The 16,793-nt window shown below is 47.0% G+C and carries 14 protein-coding genes; 9 read left to right on the top strand and 5 right to left on the bottom strand.

Annotated elements, in window-relative coordinates:
* The first annotated feature begins 102 nt into the window (after positions 1 to 102).
* The 7 genes from Y697_RS04745 to Y697_RS04715 all read left to right on the top strand — a co-directional run bounded on the left by Y697_RS04745 (position 103) and on the right by Y697_RS04715 (position 7,721).
* Entirely contained in the window at positions 103 to 1,155 is a 1,053-nt protein-coding gene (locus Y697_RS04745) for a BMP family ABC transporter substrate-binding protein (protein WP_121550530.1), read from the top strand.
* Positions 1,156 to 1,207: 52 nt separating this feature from the next.
* A complete protein-coding gene (locus Y697_RS04740) occupies positions 1,208 to 2,734 on the top strand; it encodes an ABC transporter ATP-binding protein (RefSeq protein WP_121550529.1) in 1,527 nt (508 codons plus the stop codon).
* Positions 2,731 to 3,846 carry an ABC transporter permease gene (locus tag Y697_RS04735; RefSeq protein WP_121550528.1) on the top strand — a complete coding sequence of 372 codons (1,116 nt, stop codon included), beginning with the start codon at positions 2,731 to 2,733 and terminating at the stop codon, positions 3,844 to 3,846. The genes Y697_RS04740 and Y697_RS04735 overlap by 4 nt, the downstream gene beginning before the upstream one ends.
* A complete protein-coding gene (locus Y697_RS04730) occupies positions 3,839 to 4,777 on the top strand; it encodes an ABC transporter permease (protein WP_121550527.1) in 939 nt (312 codons plus the stop codon). Before Y697_RS04735 ends, Y697_RS04730 begins: the two co-directional genes overlap by 8 nt.
* 253 nt (positions 4,778 to 5,030) lie before the next feature.
* On the top strand, positions 5,031 to 6,002 hold the full coding sequence (locus Y697_RS04725; RefSeq protein WP_121550526.1) for an ABC transporter substrate-binding protein: 972 nt from the start codon (positions 5,031 to 5,033) through the stop codon (positions 6,000 to 6,002).
* Between the two features lie 4 nt (positions 6,003 to 6,006).
* Positions 6,007 to 7,020, top strand: coding sequence for an ABC transporter permease (locus tag Y697_RS04720; protein ID WP_121550525.1), 1,014 nt, complete (start codon positions 6,007 to 6,009; stop codon positions 7,018 to 7,020).
* A complete protein-coding gene (locus tag Y697_RS04715) occupies positions 6,999 to 7,721 on the top strand; it encodes an ABC transporter ATP-binding protein (protein WP_121550524.1) in 723 nt (240 codons plus the stop codon). The genes Y697_RS04720 and Y697_RS04715 overlap by 22 nt, the downstream gene beginning before the upstream one ends.
* On the opposite strand, the gene Y697_RS04710 is transcribed toward Y697_RS04715, so the two are convergent.
* The 4 genes from Y697_RS04710 to Y697_RS04695 form a co-directional block, all read right to left on the bottom strand.
* Positions 7,707 to 8,825 (bottom strand): NAD(P)/FAD-dependent oxidoreductase, encoded by a 1,119-nt coding sequence (locus Y697_RS04710; RefSeq protein WP_121550523.1) that lies wholly within the window; start codon positions 8,823 to 8,825, stop codon positions 7,707 to 7,709. The genes Y697_RS04715 and Y697_RS04710 overlap by 15 nt on opposite strands.
* Positions 8,818 to 9,981, bottom strand: coding sequence for a sugar MFS transporter (locus tag Y697_RS04705; RefSeq protein WP_121550522.1), 1,164 nt, complete (start codon positions 9,979 to 9,981; stop codon positions 8,818 to 8,820). The genes Y697_RS04710 and Y697_RS04705 overlap by 8 nt, the downstream gene beginning before the upstream one ends.
* Before the next feature lie 94 nt (positions 9,982 to 10,075).
* Positions 10,076 to 12,223: a sodium-translocating pyrophosphatase gene (locus tag Y697_RS04700; RefSeq protein WP_121550521.1), complete on the bottom strand. Its 2,148-nt coding sequence runs from the start codon at positions 12,221 to 12,223 to the stop codon at positions 10,076 to 10,078.
* Between the two features lie 44 nt (positions 12,224 to 12,267).
* Positions 12,268 to 14,226, bottom strand: a complete 1,959-nt coding sequence (locus Y697_RS04695; RefSeq protein ID WP_121550520.1) for an ATP-dependent helicase — start codon at positions 14,224 to 14,226, stop codon at positions 12,268 to 12,270.
* 84 nt (positions 14,227 to 14,310) lie between these two features.
* Between Y697_RS04695 and Y697_RS04690 the strand changes: the two genes are divergently transcribed.
* The gene (locus Y697_RS04690) at positions 14,311 to 15,339 is read left to right on the top strand and encodes a TrkA family potassium uptake protein (protein WP_121550519.1); all 1,029 of its coding nucleotides are present in this window, start codon (positions 14,311 to 14,313) and stop codon (positions 15,337 to 15,339) included.
* Between the two features lie 142 nt (positions 15,340 to 15,481).
* Entirely contained in the window at positions 15,482 to 15,841 is a 360-nt protein-coding gene (locus Y697_RS04685; RefSeq protein WP_121550518.1) for a cupin domain-containing protein, read from the top strand.
* Between the two features lie 615 nt (positions 15,842 to 16,456).
* Here the strand turns inward: Y697_RS04685 and Y697_RS04680 are convergent.
* Positions 16,457 to 16,789, bottom strand: coding sequence for a DUF2188 domain-containing protein (locus Y697_RS04680; RefSeq protein ID WP_121550517.1), 333 nt, complete (start codon positions 16,787 to 16,789; stop codon positions 16,457 to 16,459).
* Positions 16,790 to 16,793: the final 4 nt, after the last annotated feature.

Below are 16,793 nucleotides of genomic sequence, written 5' to 3'. Positions count from 1 at the left end.
TTTCTCGATTACTCATCGGCTTTCGATTTGGATTGACAATCTCATAAAGGTATAATTTCTACATCATGATAACCTAATTTCACTACAAAGGGGGTAATGACAGTGAGGAAGATTTTCTTGTTCTTCTCGGTACTGCTGATTGCAGCGGCGCTGATGGCGGCACCACTGAAAGTAGCTTTTATCTACGTAGCACCGGTCGGCGACGGTGGCTGGAGCACCATGCACAATGCCGGCAGGCTTCACGTCGAGGAAGTCTTTGGGGACCAGGTTGTAACTGATTTCATTGAGAGCGTTCCTGAAGGGGCAGAAGCGGAAGTTGTTTTCAGAGGATACGCTCAGAGAGGTTATGACCTTGTCTTCGGAACAAGCTTCGGTTATATGGACAGCATGGTCAAGGTTGCGCAGGCTTTCCCGGATTCAACCTTCATGCACTGTTCCGGTTACATGACTACCGACAATTTGGGGACTTATTTCGGCAGAATGTACGAGCCAAGATTTCTCAGTGGACTCATCGCCGGAGCGATGACTGAGAGCAATATTATCGGTTACGTTGCCGCATATCCAATACCCGAGGTTATCCGCGGAATCAACGCATTCGCGATGGGTGTGCAGTACGTCAATCCCGATGCAAAGGTTCATGTTGTTTGGTCCAACACCTGGTTCGATCCTGCGAGAGAAAAGGAAGCCGCAGAATCTCTTCTTGATGTGGGCGCAGATGTTATCACACAGCATCAGGATTCACCCTCTCCACAGCAAGCGGCAGAAGACAGAGGCGCGCTTTCAATAGGATACAACAGCGACATGAGTGCCTTCGCTCCAAACGCATTCCTCGCAGCTCCTGTATGGGATTGGGGTCCTTTCTACGAGTACGTAGTTAGAAACGTGATTGAGGATACCTGGACCAACGAACAATACTGGGGAGGCATCAAGGAAGGCGTTGTAGACATCTTCATCGGTGACCTCGTCCCCGAAGGTATCGCAAAGCTTGTGATGTCGATGAGAGAGGCAATCATCCAGGGGCTTATGCATCCCTTCGACGGGCCAGTTTACGACCAGACGGGTGCACTTAGATACGGAAAAGGCGAGAAGCCTACCGATGCAGAGCTTCTCAGCATGGATTGGTTTGTAAGCAACGTAGTGGGAAAGATCCAGTAAAATTGTGAGGGGCCGCCCGGCCCCTCAATTTCTTTCTTTGGAGTGATTTTTCTTGGCTGAGCTTCCAGTTCTTGAAATGAGAAACATCACAAAGGCCTTTCCTGGTATTTTAGCAAACGATAATATTTCGCTCGATCTTCGTAAAGGTGAAGTCCATGCTCTGCTGGGAGAAAATGGGGCAGGTAAGACGACTCTCATGAATATTCTCTTCGGCATATATAAACCGGACAAGGGAGAGATTCTCATGGAAGGTCAGCGAATCTCCATTTCTTCTCCTCACAACGCGCTGAAGTATGGAATCGGAATGGTCCAGCAGCATTTCACAGTCGTGCCTTCGTTCACTGTGGCTGAAAATGTTGTGCTCGGTCTGAAAGAGATGGGTTTCTTCGTTAAAACCAAGACTGTGGAATCAATTATAAAGAAACTCGGAGAAAGCTACGACCTTCCAGTGAACCCCAGGGCTAGAGTCTGGACTCTTTCTGTCGGGGAGAAGCAGCGAATCGAGATTCTAAAGCTGCTTTATACCGGCGCAAAAGTCATCATTCTTGACGAGCCAACGGCCGTACTTACTCCTCAAGAGACAGAAGTCTTGTTCAAAGCAATAAGAAAGCTTGTGAGTGAAGGCTCTTCAGTCATCTTCATAAGTCACAAACTGGACGAGGTGCTTCAGATTAGCGACAGGGTGACGGTATTGAGAGGCGGCAGGTTTGTTGGAACTGAAGAGAGAAGTTCAATTGATAGAAGATCCCTGGTAAGAATGATGGTAGGCAGAGATGTACTTCTTGATTTCGACAAGCCTAAGACCGAACCCGGGAAGACAGTTCTCGAGGTCGAAAAGTTGACGGTCAAGAACGATAAGAATCTGGAAGCTGTAAGAGAGCTTAGCTTGAGCATTCGATCGGGCGAAATACTGGGAATCGCGGGGGTTGCCGGAAATGGGCAGAGAGAGCTGGCTGAAGCAATATACGGTCTGAGAAAACCAACCCACGGAACCGTTTTCTTGAACGACAAGGAACTCAATTCTACCGATATCGCTCAGCGAATTGAAGAAGGTGTGGCATTTATTCCTCAGGACAGAAGAGCGCTTGCAACTTGTCCTTCGTTGTCAATAACGGAAAATATGTTCATGAAGAACGCTTACTCCAACTACATTCCTCAGTCACCCTTCAACGTCAATATACGCGCAATGCATAAGGCTACAGAAGAATTGATCAGCAGTTATTCGATATCGACTCCTTCGACGAGGACACCCTCAAGATTTCTTTCAGGCGGAAACCTGCAGAAACTAGTCCTTGCAAGGGAACTGTCCACTAAACCCTGCCTCATCGTTGCGGAGCACCCCACAAGAGGCCTTGACATAGGAGCCATGGAGTTTGTTTACAGAACTCTTCTTGCTCACAAAGAGCGCGGAGCGGCCATTCTGCTCCTGGCCGGCGAACTGTACGAGATTTTCAGGCTTTCAGACAGGGTTGCAGTAATCTATGAGGGAGAAATAATGGGATACACGCCTCCCGATCCGAAATTCACCGAGGAGATCGGTTTCATGATGGCCGGCTCAAAGCAGGGGGAGATAGCGTGAAAATACGAATCGAGAAGAGACTGACAGTTCCTAAATACTCCTCGGTCCTTGTTCCCATCCTTTCGGTAGCTATTGCTCTGGTTATTATGGGTATAATCTTGCTGGTGTTTTTCTATGGACGGCTGGGGAATTTCTCGCTTGCTTTCCGCGAAATGTTTGAAGCATACAAAGAAATGCTTACATGGCCATTTGCCAACAAGTATGGAATCTTCAGCACGCTAATGAGAATGGTCCCACTCGCTTTTGTAGGATTGGGTCTGTCATTTGCTTATAGAATGAAGATATGGAACATCGGAGGTGAAGGCCAGCTCTATATGGGAGCATTGGCCGCTACTTGGGGAGCTCTTTATTTGTTCAAAGATGTCACTTCACCGGTATTGATGATTCTCCTTATTTCAGTCCTCGGAGCGGCAGCGGGCGGAATCTGGGCCTTAATACCCGCATTGATGAAGGCTTTTGCAAAGACCGACGAGATAGTGGTAACTCTCATGCTCAACTATGTCGCAATATTCTGGGTGGATTATCTTGTCTACGGACCGTGGAAAGACCCCAAGGGATATGGCTTCCCCGGGACGGCTCCCTTCCCTGATCAAGCAAGGTTACCGACTCTTTTCAAAGGCGAGTTCCACGTTGGCTTCTTTATTGCGGTTGCCCTTGCGATAGTCCTTTACTACGTCTATAAGCGGACTAGATGGGGGATGAATTCGAAAATCGTCGGAGACAACGCTCAGGCTGCCAGATACTCGGGGATCAGCATAATAAAGTACACGATCATTGCGCTCGTTGTCAGCGGAGCAATAGCGGGGCTGGGAGGAGCCGTACAGATGATGGGAATTCAGCACAGATTGCAGCACGGATTCTCTCCCGGATATGGTTACACTGCAATCATCGTAGCCTGGCTGGCCAAGCTGAACCCAATTGCAATTCTCCTTGTCGCATTTCTCTTCGGCGGGCTGCTCGTAGGGAATGATCAGCTTCAGATGTTCTATAAGCTGCCGATGGCTCTAATATCTGTGTTCCAGGGATTGGTACTTTTCAGCCTTCTCGGAGGAGAGGCAATTTCCAAATACAGATTTAGGGTATCGAGAGAGGAGGCAGTTACGAATGAATAATATCGAGTCTTTCATTCTCTCGACACTCAGCGCTACCGTTAGGGCGGGAACTCCGCTGCTTTTTGCGGTCCTCGGCACGATATTTACTGAAAGGTCGGGCGTCATGAATCTCGGCCTTGAAGGATTTATGCTTATTGGGGCGATTGGAGGCTTTGTAGCTTCTTACCAGACGTCAAGTCTACTAGCGGCAATTCTGGTTGCGATGCTTGCAGGGGCTATTCTCGGTCTGGTCCACGCCTTTTTCACAGTGACTCTGAGAGTAAATCAGATCGTGAGCGGACTTGCTATAACGATGCTCGGCACTGGCCTCAGCGGACTCTGGGGAAAGGACTATATCGGTGTAATCGCCAGGCGTTTTGAACCGATAAAGATCCCCGTTCTTTCCGAGGTTCCATATATTGGTCAGATCCTATTCAACCATGATCTCCTGGTCTATATAAGCTTCATTATGGTTCCACTCATGTGGTTGTTCATATACAAGACTCGACCGGGGCTTACGCTTCGCGCAGTGGGCGAATCTCCAGATGCTGCAGATGCCAAAGGAATAAACGTATTTGCGGTGAGATACTTCTACACGATACTGGGAGGTTCCATCACGGCCATCGGGGGAGCTTATCTTTCGCTAGCTTACAACTCCATGTGGATCGAGAACATGACTGCAGGAAGAGGATGGATTGCCATAGCTCTCGTGCTGTTCGCCACATGGGATCCCGCTAAGGCATTGATCGGAGCTTATCTATTCGGAGGAATCACTGCTCTCGGATTGAGATTGCAGGCAGTCGGGGCGCATATTTCGCCCGACTTTCTGAAGATGCTTCCATATCTTCTCACGATCGTCGTTCTATTCTTCACCTCTACAGAGACACTGAAGAGAAAGGTGGGAGCTCCGGCGTCACTGGGAGTACCGTATTCAAGAGAAGAGAGAACCTAAAGGAAACAAAACGTTCGTCTTTATTCTTGATCCGTAACATTCATTTGTGGTATAAACTTCTCATCAAGATATTCGGAGGTTAATGCGATGACTCGAGCGGCATTTGTAAGCTACGTATACGCTTATTGGTTTAGGAGGAACGTCCTTTCTTCGGACTCCTCCAGTGTGTGCTTGAGTTAAAATACACTAGAGAGTATAAAGAGAGAGGACGTGAGAAACGTCCTCTCTTTTTTTATATCAGGAGGGATGTAGAATGAAGCGGGTTCTTGTATGTTTGGTGCTACTTGTTGGAGTTCTTGGTTTATCTATGCAGACGGTTGGAATTACGGCAATCGTTGAACACCCGGCACTCGATGCGGTTAGGGATGGGGTAATCGACGTACTCGAAGAGAACGGCTTTAAGCACGGAGAGAACATTGTAATCGACTTTCAGAACGCTCAGGGTTCGGTTTCAACCGCGGTTACTATTGCCAAACAGTTCGTTTCGACAAACGCTGCAGTAATGGTGGGTATTGCCACACCATCTGCACAAGCGCTGGTAAATGCCTCGAAGACCATTCCAATAGTCTTCAGTGCAGTTACGGATCCAGTCAGTGCAAGTCTTGTACCTGCCTTTGGAAAGAATTCTGGAAATGTGGTTGGAATAAGTGACATGACACCTGTGAAGACTCAGCTGCAGCTTTTGACACTGACTCTTCCCGACGTTGAAACTGTCGGGATCATCTATAACTCGGGAGAGGCAAATTCGGTCACGATAAGGGAATTTGCTAAAGAGGCCTGTGACGCTCTTGGGCTGAAGCTAATTGATATCACAGGCTCCACGACAGTTGAAATGGTCGCCTCACTCAATGCGCAGATCAAAGACGTCGATGCAATCTACATCGGTACTGACAACACTGCGGCCTCAAGCATAGAATCGATTTCTAAAGTAGCTTTGAGAGAGAATATCGCAATCGTCGCAGCCGATATCGACATCGCGAGATCCGGCGGCCTGATAGGCTTTGGATTCAACTACTATCAGATAGGTAGAGCTACCGGGCAACTTGTCGTTGAGATTCTCAAGGGCGCTCTTCCATCGGAACTTGAGACAAAGATACTTGGGCAGGATTCCCTGATTCTTTTCGTAAACACAGACATAGCCGAAGAAATCGGTGTTGAAATTCCACAATCAGTTCTGGATCTAGCCAATCTCATAGTAACTGATGGTGTAGAGACCGAAAGGTAGTAAGATGGCGATTCTGGAACAGGGATTGATAATTGGCCTCATGGCCCTGGGAGTGTACATATCATTCAGAATAGTTGATCTTCCAGATCTCACAACGGATGGATCCTTTGCACTGGGTGCAGCGGTTGCCGTAAGAGCAATTGTTTCCGGTCTACCTGCCTGGATAGCGATTGCATTAGCGGCAGGGACCGGGGCGCTTGCGGGGAGTATTACCGGAACCATCCACAGAAAACTCAAGATCAACGTTCTTTTAGCCGGAATACTAGTCATGACAATGCTTTACTCAGTAAATCTCAGGGTAATGGGTGGCCCCAATCTCCCTGTTCCTAGAGTCGTTCCAGAGAGAGCAACCCAGAGTTTCGAAGAGATGAGCGGAAGCACAGGTTTGGAGAGTTTATTTGGAGAGATCGACATAGATGCTGAGAAGAGAGAGTCAAGAACTACCGTTGTCGCCAAGAATATCTTCAACAACGATCTCGATGGCTCGGATTTGATGCTCATAATTCTGGTGATTTCTGCTGTGATCGTAGTTCTGTCTGTTGCTTTAAAGTCGGATCCGGGAATGACACTGAGAGCTTTTGGCAGCAATCCCTCAGGGGTGGTTTCCTTTGGAATCTCGCAGAATGTTCTTGCCATTGCGGGGCTTACCATTGCCAACTGTGTAATAGGTTTGAGCGGAGGTCTTTTTGCTCTCTACAGCGGTTTCTCTGATGCCACAATCGGTCAGGGAATGGTTGTTACGGGACTGGCATCGGTAATAATGGGCGAGATACTTCTAGGGAGAGTCAAGTTGTTCTACGGACTTCTATCTCCGATAGTCGGAGGTGTTATCTATCAGGCACTACTATCTCTGGCAATGAGATACGGTTACAGAATAGGCTTTCTTGCAAGCGATATGAAACTACTCACAGCAGTCTTCATAATCACGGTAATTGGATTACGTCAGCTTTCCTCAAGCGGGGGGAAGCGGAAGGTGAAACAGGAGGTGAAGAGGTTATGGTCGAATTCAAAGATCTGACGGTCGTATACAATCAGGGAATGGAAAATGAAAGAGTCGCTCTGAAGAATGTAAGTCTGACAATTCCCGAAGGGCAGTTTCTGACAATAGTAGGACCCAATGGGGCAGGGAAGTCAACGCTTCTGAAAGTAATTCTTGGCGAGGTTCAGCCTACTTCGGGTCTATATATAATCGACGACAAGACCATGAATTGTATGAAGCCTCACAGGCTTGCGGAGTTTATTGGAAGAGTCTATCAGGACCCAAATACGGGAATATTCCCGGCTCTTACAATAGCCGAGAACCTGATAATCGCATCGAAGAAAGGCAACAGACCCTTCAGGTTCAGTTCTGTCAAAGAGGAGGCGATATCTCTTCTCAAGGATCTCGGCCTTGGACTGGAAGACAGAATGAAAACCAAGGCGGGAGAACTCTCGGGCGGACAGAAACAGTCTCTTGCAATGGTAATGGCCATTTTGTCGAAGCCCAGACTGCTGCTTCTTGACGAACATACGGCTGCACTTGATCCGGACAGCGCCTTAAGAGTTATGGAACTGACGGCCAGAATCAACATAGAATATGACATAACGATAATCATGATAACTCACAACATGGAAATCGCCAATTCTTACGGAGAAAGGTTGATGAGATTGATCGAGGGAGAAGTTGCAAACGATGGAATAAGGGAGATACTGTCCAGAGCAACTTCAGTTATGTGTTGAGCGACTCTTGACTCCACTCGTGAAGAGACTCTTCAAGGTGAGCCAGTAAGGATCTTTCACATAACCGCTCAAATAATTGATCAACAGTTTGCCAGCCGTTCTTCCTTTAAGAAGATCTAGTTTCTCATCAAGATTAGCGTTGAACTTCTTCCTGAAGGCGTCTGCGATCTGCAGATGCCTCGCAATAGGGAAGAGCCTTTCCAGGTATCTTTCGTTTGCGGTCTTTCCCTTGTAACCGTCTTCAGCAATCGACAGGGCCGCCTGCCTCCCCGAATCAAGTGCAAAGTCAATCCCCGCACCTATCCAGTTGTCGATAAGACCTGCGCTGTCCCCTGTAAAGAGAAGGCCCGTCTCAACATTGTTTAGTTTGAGGACTAAATCACTATTGAAAAGTGGAACAGGTGTTCCATTAAGTATAAGCTCTTCATCAAAGCACTTCTTTATCCTTGTGCTCATCTCGTCGAAAGATGGGAGCAGTCTGCAGTCCGGGTAAGTTCCACCCCCGACTGAATCGTAAGATTCTCCCGGAAAACTCCAAAGGTATCCGTCCTGAATAAAAATGACCGAAGCACTCGCTGTGGGAGAGCTGTTACCGTGGGATGCAATAGTGTAACATGGCGGTTCCTGCCCCAAAAGTTTCGCTCCGAATACTCCTGCAGCTATTATCACATAGTCTGCGGTGTACTCTAAATCTTCCGTTCGAACCACGAAACCATCTCCGCTCCTGTTCACTTCTCTAACTCTTGAGCTGACAAACTCTCCCCCTCTTTCAATGACTGATTCCAGCAGAGTGTTATCGAATTCCCTTCTGTTTACGGTCGTGAATATCGGCTTTTTTGAAACCAGTGTCACCAGATGCTTAACTGCTCCATCTGAAATCTTGCTTAATGCAAGCTCAAAACTTTCAAAACCATCTATTTCTAATTCAGGAAATATCTGTGAGATAGTTCTTCGAGCTCGAGGTGTAAGCCCTCCACCGCAACCTTTCTCCCTGGGAAAGCTTCGAGAATCTAAAAGGGTGAACTCAATACCCTCTCTAAGAAGCGTTCTTGAAGCCGCCAGACCGGCAGGTCCAGCACCAACCACTATGACCTTCTTATGCATTTCCTCTCACCGCCCTAAGCCTCATTATTAAAAGCACTACAACTATCTCAAGGAAGATAAGAAACATTATGAAGATAACTCCGGCCATCATACCAAACTGATGACCGAGGAAGCCAACAAAGAAGTTTGCTATTGCGCCGCCAATCGATGCAGCGACTGTAAACATGCCAATAGCAAAGCCTATTCCATTCTTCATGGAAGAAATCAAAACGGCCTGAAGTGTGGGGAAAGTTCCTGAAAAACCAAACCCCGCAAAGACTACTGCCACTCCGATAGCTATGGCCGATTGAAGAAGCAAAGCCGCTCCAAATGACACAAAAGCAATTATGACCATCATTAGAAGTGAAAGTTCGTATCCCAGTTTATCGACAAAGAATCCGGCAAGTAATCGCCCGATGAATATTCCTGCCCAAAGAAGAGCGGGAAAGATACTCGCATATCTCATATCAATGCCCTTTGTCTCAAAAACGAAGCTTGAGAGCCATGAAGTGAAGCCGATCTCATAACCCACATAGAGAAGGACTCCAGCCATGATGAGCCAGAAGATCTTCTGAGAAAAGACCTCGTTCTTGAAGTGCGTCGCCTTTTCACTCGTTCCAACAAAGGGAATCCTGAAGAGAAACGGCACAAACGCAACAAGAAAAACCGCTCCAAAAAGCCCTACCAGAAATGGCTTCCACCATGAGTTGTAATCCACAAGAAAGGCAGCGACGAGAAAGGGCGCGATAATAGAACCAACCGCAAATAATGAATGCATAAGGTTGAGCGCTCCTCCGGGCTTTCTGTAATTCATTCCAGAGACTCCGATACCGATTGAAGTCTCCATGGCTCCAGTTCCGAAGCTCACGGCCATGCTTCCGATAAGTAGAAGTCCGAACGACCGTCCAATCGAGAGAACGGTCAATCCCCCGGTAAGAGAAAAGATACCCATAGCAAGAAGTTTAAAAGGTCCCAGACGATTTGTAAGGGCACTGACAACGAGGGCCGATGACATGAAGGCGAGTGTTGGAAGTGAAAGCAAAATGCCTGCCATCTGATGATCTATTCCGAAACTTCTCTCGATTGCCGGGAGCGCGCTGCCGAGTATTATTGAGGTAAATCCAAAGAGAAAAAAACCGTACGACGAAATTAGGCTGAAAGCTTTCTTGGTTTCCATGAGAGAATTCTAACACGGCCGGCCGATACTTTGAAATGAAGCGATTCTAAAGAAAACGCGGCCCATGAGGCCGCGTTTATGAAAGATCTCTCCTTCACATGAAGAATGGTGTAACTGGGAAGAGAGACCCAAAGACCAGAGAAACTACAGACATGAGCTTTATGAGAATATCCATTGAGGGTCCAACCGTATCCTTTAGGGGATCTCCTACGGTGTCGCCTACAACAGCCGCTTCATGCGTTGGAGTTCCTTTTCCTCCGTACTCGCCTGTTTCAATGAATTTCTTGGCATTGTCCCAGGCCCCGCCTGAATTGGCGCTGAAGATGGCTATCATTATTGCGCTCGAAAGTCCACCCACCAACAAGCCGGCAACTGCAGAGCGGCCAAAGAGGAATCCGATTATGAACGGTGAAGCAATCGCGACCACACCGGGAGTAAGCATTCTGCTGACGGCTCCCTTTGTGGTTATCTCTATACATCTCTTGTAGTCAGGGACCGCCTCGCCAGTTCTGATTCCTGGAATCTCTTTGAACTGTCTGCGGATCTCCACTATCATGAGGTTGGCCGTGTCGGATACCCCTTTGATCAACAATGAAGTGAAGAAGAAGGGAAGCATTCCGCCAATTAGAATCCCAATCAGTGTGTAGGGTTCTACGAGGTTGATTACGGGATTGTTCACAATCTCATTTGCAGTCCCTGCTGAGCCCCATATGTATGAGACTATCAACGCCAGAGCTGCAAAGGCGGCAGAGCCTATGGCGAAGCCCTTACCTATTGCAGCGGTCGTATTTCCAACAGAATCCAATCTGTCTGTCAGCTTTCTGACCTTCGGATCGAGATTGGCCATCTGAGCTATTCCACCTGCGTTGTCCGCTACCGGTCCATAAGAGTCGACTGAAACAATGTATCCGACAAAGGAAAGCATTCCAAGAGCGGCGATCGCGATTCCATAGACACCGGCAGACCAGTAAGCTGCAAGAATTGCCATTGCAAGCGTTATCACTGGCCACAGTGTACTGCCCATGCCAAGCGCAAGACCGCCTGTAATATTGATTGCAACACCGCTTTGAGTATCCTTTGCAAGCTTTCTTGTCGGTTTGTATTGATCGGAAGTGTAGTACTCACTGAGCTTCGAGATGATTATCCCCGCGATTAGTCCCGAAGCTATTGCGAAGAACAGTCTCCACCTTGAAACGAATTCGGGGTTGATTATGAAACTGTCCTTGAAAGGATAGTCCGGTGCGGCAATTCCGATTACAATCGCCACAGATCCTAGAACAAGAGCCCCAGTAAATAAGTTCCCGAAACTCAGGCTCTTCTGTGCATCCTTCGTTTTCATGTTCGCCACAACGAGAACTCCGATCAGCGAGGCAAGCACACCCGCTCCGGCAATAAGAACAGGAAGGATGATCAGCCCATAATACTGAGACTCTGTCATCGTTCCGTGATCGGCGAACTTCATAAAGATCGCAAGTACGATAGCAGATACAATCGATGCTACGTACGACTCGAGAATGTCTGCACCGAGCCCTGCGACATCTCCCACGTTGTCACCGACGTTGTCGGCAATAGTCGCTGGATTCCTGGGGTCGTCTTCTTCGATATGCTCCTCGATCTTACCCACGAGATCGGCACTCATATCGGCGGCTTTCGTATACATACCTCCGCCGACCCTGTCGAACAGAGCTATCAGACTGGCACCGAGAGAGTACGAGCTGATGATCATCACTCCATCTATATAGGAGATTCTCCCGAATGCTTTCGAGATATCTGTTATGCTCTCGAAAACGAACGAGCTCTTGAAAACCAGCATCACAATCGCAAGACCGGTCAATGAGAAACCGGCGACTGCAAGCCCCATTACTGAACCGCTTGAAAAGGCTACTTTGAAGGCGCTTGAGAGTCCGGTGCCCGCTCCGGCCGCCACCCTTGCATTAGCTCTTGTTGCCGCATACATTCCTATTACCCCTGCCAATTCAGAAACAAGAGCTCCGAATAGCAAGACTATCGGATATTTGAACGACTGAAAGATGATCCCGAGAACGGCAGCCAGAATCACCGCCACAAGAAATATCTTTCTTGCTTCTTCTTCAAGGAATGCAGAGGCACCTTCTTGAATATACTTGGAAAGCTCTTTCATCCTGTCACTGCCCTGCGAAAAACCTAGAGTACGCCGCAACATAATGAAAGCAAAGACTGTAGAGATGATCCCTGCCACGAGTGGTAAGTACAATGAGTTCATTTCTTCTCCCTCCTAGTTACTTCTATATTGGAGCACAAAATTGGCTAAAAATCCCAGCTAACGTCCCATCGTTCAAAACAGTCTTTCGGCAACTTCTCCACAAAATCGTGTCCGCTTCTGAAGACATATCTGTTTCCTATCATAGGTCTGGATCTGCCACCTTTCTGCCTGAGTATGTAAAGATAATCTTTTGCTCTCGTTACGGCCACATAGAAAATCCTCTCTTCTTCGCTTAATGAACCCTCGATTATGGCCATAGAATTGGGGAAATCACCCGGATTGACGGCAAGAATGAAAACGACTTCCCATTCCAGTCCCTTTGCCTGATGAACCGTGGTGAGCACTACCGACGGCTGCTTTTCCGCCGACTCCCGCTCGATGTCGATTTTTTCGCTCACTGCAAGGTCCTCGAGAAGGTCGGAGATCGATTTGTACCGTCCTGCTATTTCGATCATCCTCTCAACATCCATTCTTCTTTCTCTTGCGTCTTGAAACTTCTCGTCAAGATAGTCGCCGTAGAAATCCGTATAGAATCTCCTTATTATTTCCGAAGGAGGTTCTTCTTCGCCAATGTCGCCGAAGAGACTTACCATTTTATCAAGCTTAACACGATTGCTCACATGAGAACTCACTACATCGACCGGTTTGTGGCCATCATTCACAGCAGCTGTTATTCCCTGGATTATTCTAAGCGAGGTTGCGTTACCCACGCCTGGAAAGAGTCTTAGAGACCTTCCCCATGAGATTTGATCCAGCGGGTTTTCTATTACTTTCAGCACCGACAGAATATCCTTCACATGAGCAGTTTCCGTGAATCTCGGCCCAGAGTAGAGCGTGAAATTCATCTTCCTTTTGTCCATCTCCATCTGGAGTTCCAGTGAATGATAATGAGAACGGTACAAGACTGCTATGCTTTCAGGGTCTATTCCATCGTCTATATGTTCCTGTATTCTTTGTGCCACAAACGATGCTTCTTCGAGATTGTCCCAGGTCTCGGCGACGACTGGAATCGGACCACTCATACGAACGGCCCTAAGCTGCTTCTCAATCGAGTCTTCTGGGACTATAGTATTGATTAGCTCAACGATTTGAGGAGTGGAACGGTAATTCGTTTGTATCTTGAAGATCTTGGCGTCCTTGGCGGCAAGAAAATCATAGACGTTTTCAAACCTGGCCCCGCGGAAAGAGTAGATAGACTGAGCGTCATCTCCTACAACGATAAGGTTTCCATGGACAGAAGAAAGCATCTCAACAAGTCTGAACTGAAGAACGTTGGTATCCTGAAACTCATCGACCAAAACCCATCTGAACCTTTCCGACTCCTTTTTCAAGATAGCGGGATTATCATTAAAGAGCTTGAGAGCCTTCAGAAGGAGGTCATCGTAGTCAACACAGTTCTGATGAGTCTTCTCTTGAACGTATCTCTTCCAGATCTCCTCTATCTCATCGTACGAACCAAGAAATTTCCTGTTCTTCCTCACTGTCGACTCTCTCAGAGATGAAAGAACATTGACCGAGTATGAATATATGCTCTGTAATACACCTGCAGATGGGAGAGTCGAGCTGTTTATTCCCTTTCTCTCTTCGAGAAGCTCTGTCCTGCAGTGTTTTATGAGATCCTTGGAATCCTCTCTATCAAGAATCGTAAAGTTTTCCTTCAACTGGGCCGCTTTGGAATACTTTCTCAGGAAATAGTTGCAGACATGGTGGAACGTGCCTGAAAGCATTCCCTGAAGATTCGATCCGCTAGCCCGCCTCGCTCGATCAATCATTTCCCTGGAGGCTGCGCGTGTGAAAGTCACAAGAAGGATATTTTGCGGATTGATAGAGCTTGATACTAGATGCGCTATCTTGTATGTGATAACCCTTGTCTTTCCCGAACCAGGGCCCGCAACAATTAATGAACGTCCGTTTGATTCGACGACAGCTTTCAGCTGCTCCTCGTCGAGTCCTTCACTTAGAAATCCGGGAATTTCAGAACTTTTGAGAGTATATTTCTTCATCGACCACAGCGGCCCCCTTCTGCTAAGATTTTACCATAACGGAGAAATGGCTTCACTCAGACTGCATTTGATTCGGAGGGATTGATGAATAACGAAACCGGGGGTGTAAAACAGATTGTTGTTTCTCTTTTTTTGCTACTGACTGTGTTCGTAATTGGAATCGTAGGATACTCGATAATTGAAGGCTATAACCCTATCGACTCTTTTTTCATGATAATGATAACTATATCGACTGTTGGGTACAGCACGATTACTGACCTGACTCAAGCCGGGAAGGTGTTCACCAGTCTAATAATACTTGCAAGCATCACCATAGTTGTTTATGCCGTTTCAAACATAACGGCCTTTCTTGTTGAAGGAAGAGTCAATAAGTTTATTAGGAGGAGAAGGATATTGAAGACCATTCAGAAGCTCGATAATCATTACATAGTAATCGGGGCGGGAGACTTGGGGTCTACAATCGCCCATGAGATGTCGATGAGGAACAACGATGTGGTGGTAGTTGAAAGGAACGAAGAAAGGCTCAGGGATCTCACAACAAAAGAGGGAGGAAAACTCATCTATATCTCTGGCGATGCTACCGAGGAAGAGACTCTAAGGAATGCCGGGGTTGATACTGCCCAAGGATTGCTCGCCTGTCTACCAGATGATGTTGACAATATATTTGTTGTCCTTACGGCTAGAGGAATGAACAAGAGGATGAAAATAATCTCCAAGGTTACCCACCAAGAGAACATAAACAAACTCAGCTATGCGGGCGCCGACAAAGTAATCCCTATCCAGGAAATCGGGGCACATAGAATGGTGTCGATGATGCTTAATCCAACTATAATAGGCTTTCTCGACAGCATTTCTCAGTCCGGGTCGCTTCAGTTGCGCTTTGAAGAGGTCAAGGTACCCCGCACTTTCACTAAAGAGGGGATGTCGATGGAGGCATTGAAGATCCCGCAAAAAACTGGCTTGATAGTCATTGCGACAGTCAACGATGGAGTCAACAAGTTCAACCCAAGCGCTTCGACTTTAGTGAAGCCGGGAGACAGTCTTATGGTGCTCGGTGAACACGAGCAAGTTGTCAAACTTCAGACTTTGCTGAACGCGGGCCTGGAGGATTGATTCTGCACAAGACACAATCTAGAAAATCCGAAAGGAAGTAAACGCGTCTTTCTGAACAATTATCGGTTGATCTAGATTTCCAGACTACTGTAGACTAGATCACTTTTGATAAAAAACTCAGTTCTGAATAGGAGGAATTAAAATGGCAGACAAAGCGATAAAGTATTCGGCAAAAGGAGTAGATTTCGCACCTGGAGTTAAGGGATTCTCAGCAAAGGCTGTGGAGATAAAAGCTCCGTTCTCGGGAAAGCCTGAGGCCCACAAGTACCAGCATGATCTGTATGTTGTGATTTCGGGAACTGCGAAGGTAAAGACGGGCGTACTAAACGGTGACATCAACGAAATCTCCGATGGCGAGTACAGGAGTGACGAAATGATTGTCGAAGAAGAACACATCCTCCAATTAGGCGATTCACTGCTCATTCCTACCGGGGTGGGTCACTCTCTAATAGTCGAATCCGGCACCTATTCACAATGGGTCTTCAAGATCGATAAGAAGTGATCAAAGGCTAAGAGCGGTTGTTGGTGGTACTTGGTGGGAGGTTTGTTAAGAGCAAGGAGCCAGAACACTCTCATATTTCCATCGGTGACAGACTCCATTATTTACATCCAGTTAACATAAGGGAGTGCCGTGGAATATTTGCATATTTCCATCGGTGACAGACTCCATTATTTACATCCAGTTAACATAAGGGAGTGCCGTGGAATATTTGCAGACGCAATGCCTGCACAAGATCGTCCCGGAACGAAATACAGCTAAGTGAAGGGTTATGAAGATCGGGTTACGAAGAATTGGTTAAGAAAACCGGGTTATAGAGAGCGAGTTTTGCTTGATGAAAAGGAAGATTGCATAGGTAACTCCAATATCTACATCCATTAGCATCTGTCTCCTGATGAAATGAACCATTTTGTTTAGACATGCCAGCTAGGATTTACCGGACGGTATTACACGCGATGGTGCTTCTCGTGCAATACGTCTTGTTTTAGTAGCGACTAAATACAATATTTACGGCCTTCTCGTCAGTGAAGCCATCTTCTCGAAATGATCTTCCTCGTCTTCTCTCGAACTTATAGGTTGAAGAGTCTTCGCTATTGGAGGGTCTACGATTCTTCACTTTCAATGTCTGCTTAGTCGGGTGTGATAGGCTACAGGGATAAAAACCCTGGCGCCTCCAGCTCTTTCCTGAAGAGACTTACCTACTCTTATCGTTTCATCTCTGTCGACGTTTCCCTCGGAATCATGAATTACTAGTTTCCCTTCAGGACTATTCCTTGCCAACTCCGAAGCAGCATTAATTGCGTCGACTTTGTCGTCGAACCGGTGAATTATTCTCTCTTCACTTTCGTGGTCCACTATCCAGGACCCTTCGTGGGGCTTAACATGGTAAATGTCTTCCATAACGTTTTCACTTATACTCGGAATCTTGTGCAATTCTTCATGGTGATCCATAAAA

The organism is Mesotoga sp. BH458_6_3_2_1 (genome assembly GCF_003664995.1).
Lineage (GTDB): Bacteria > Thermotogota > Thermotogae > Petrotogales > Kosmotogaceae > Mesotoga.
This window is presented reverse-complemented; position numbering and strand designations above follow the sequence as displayed.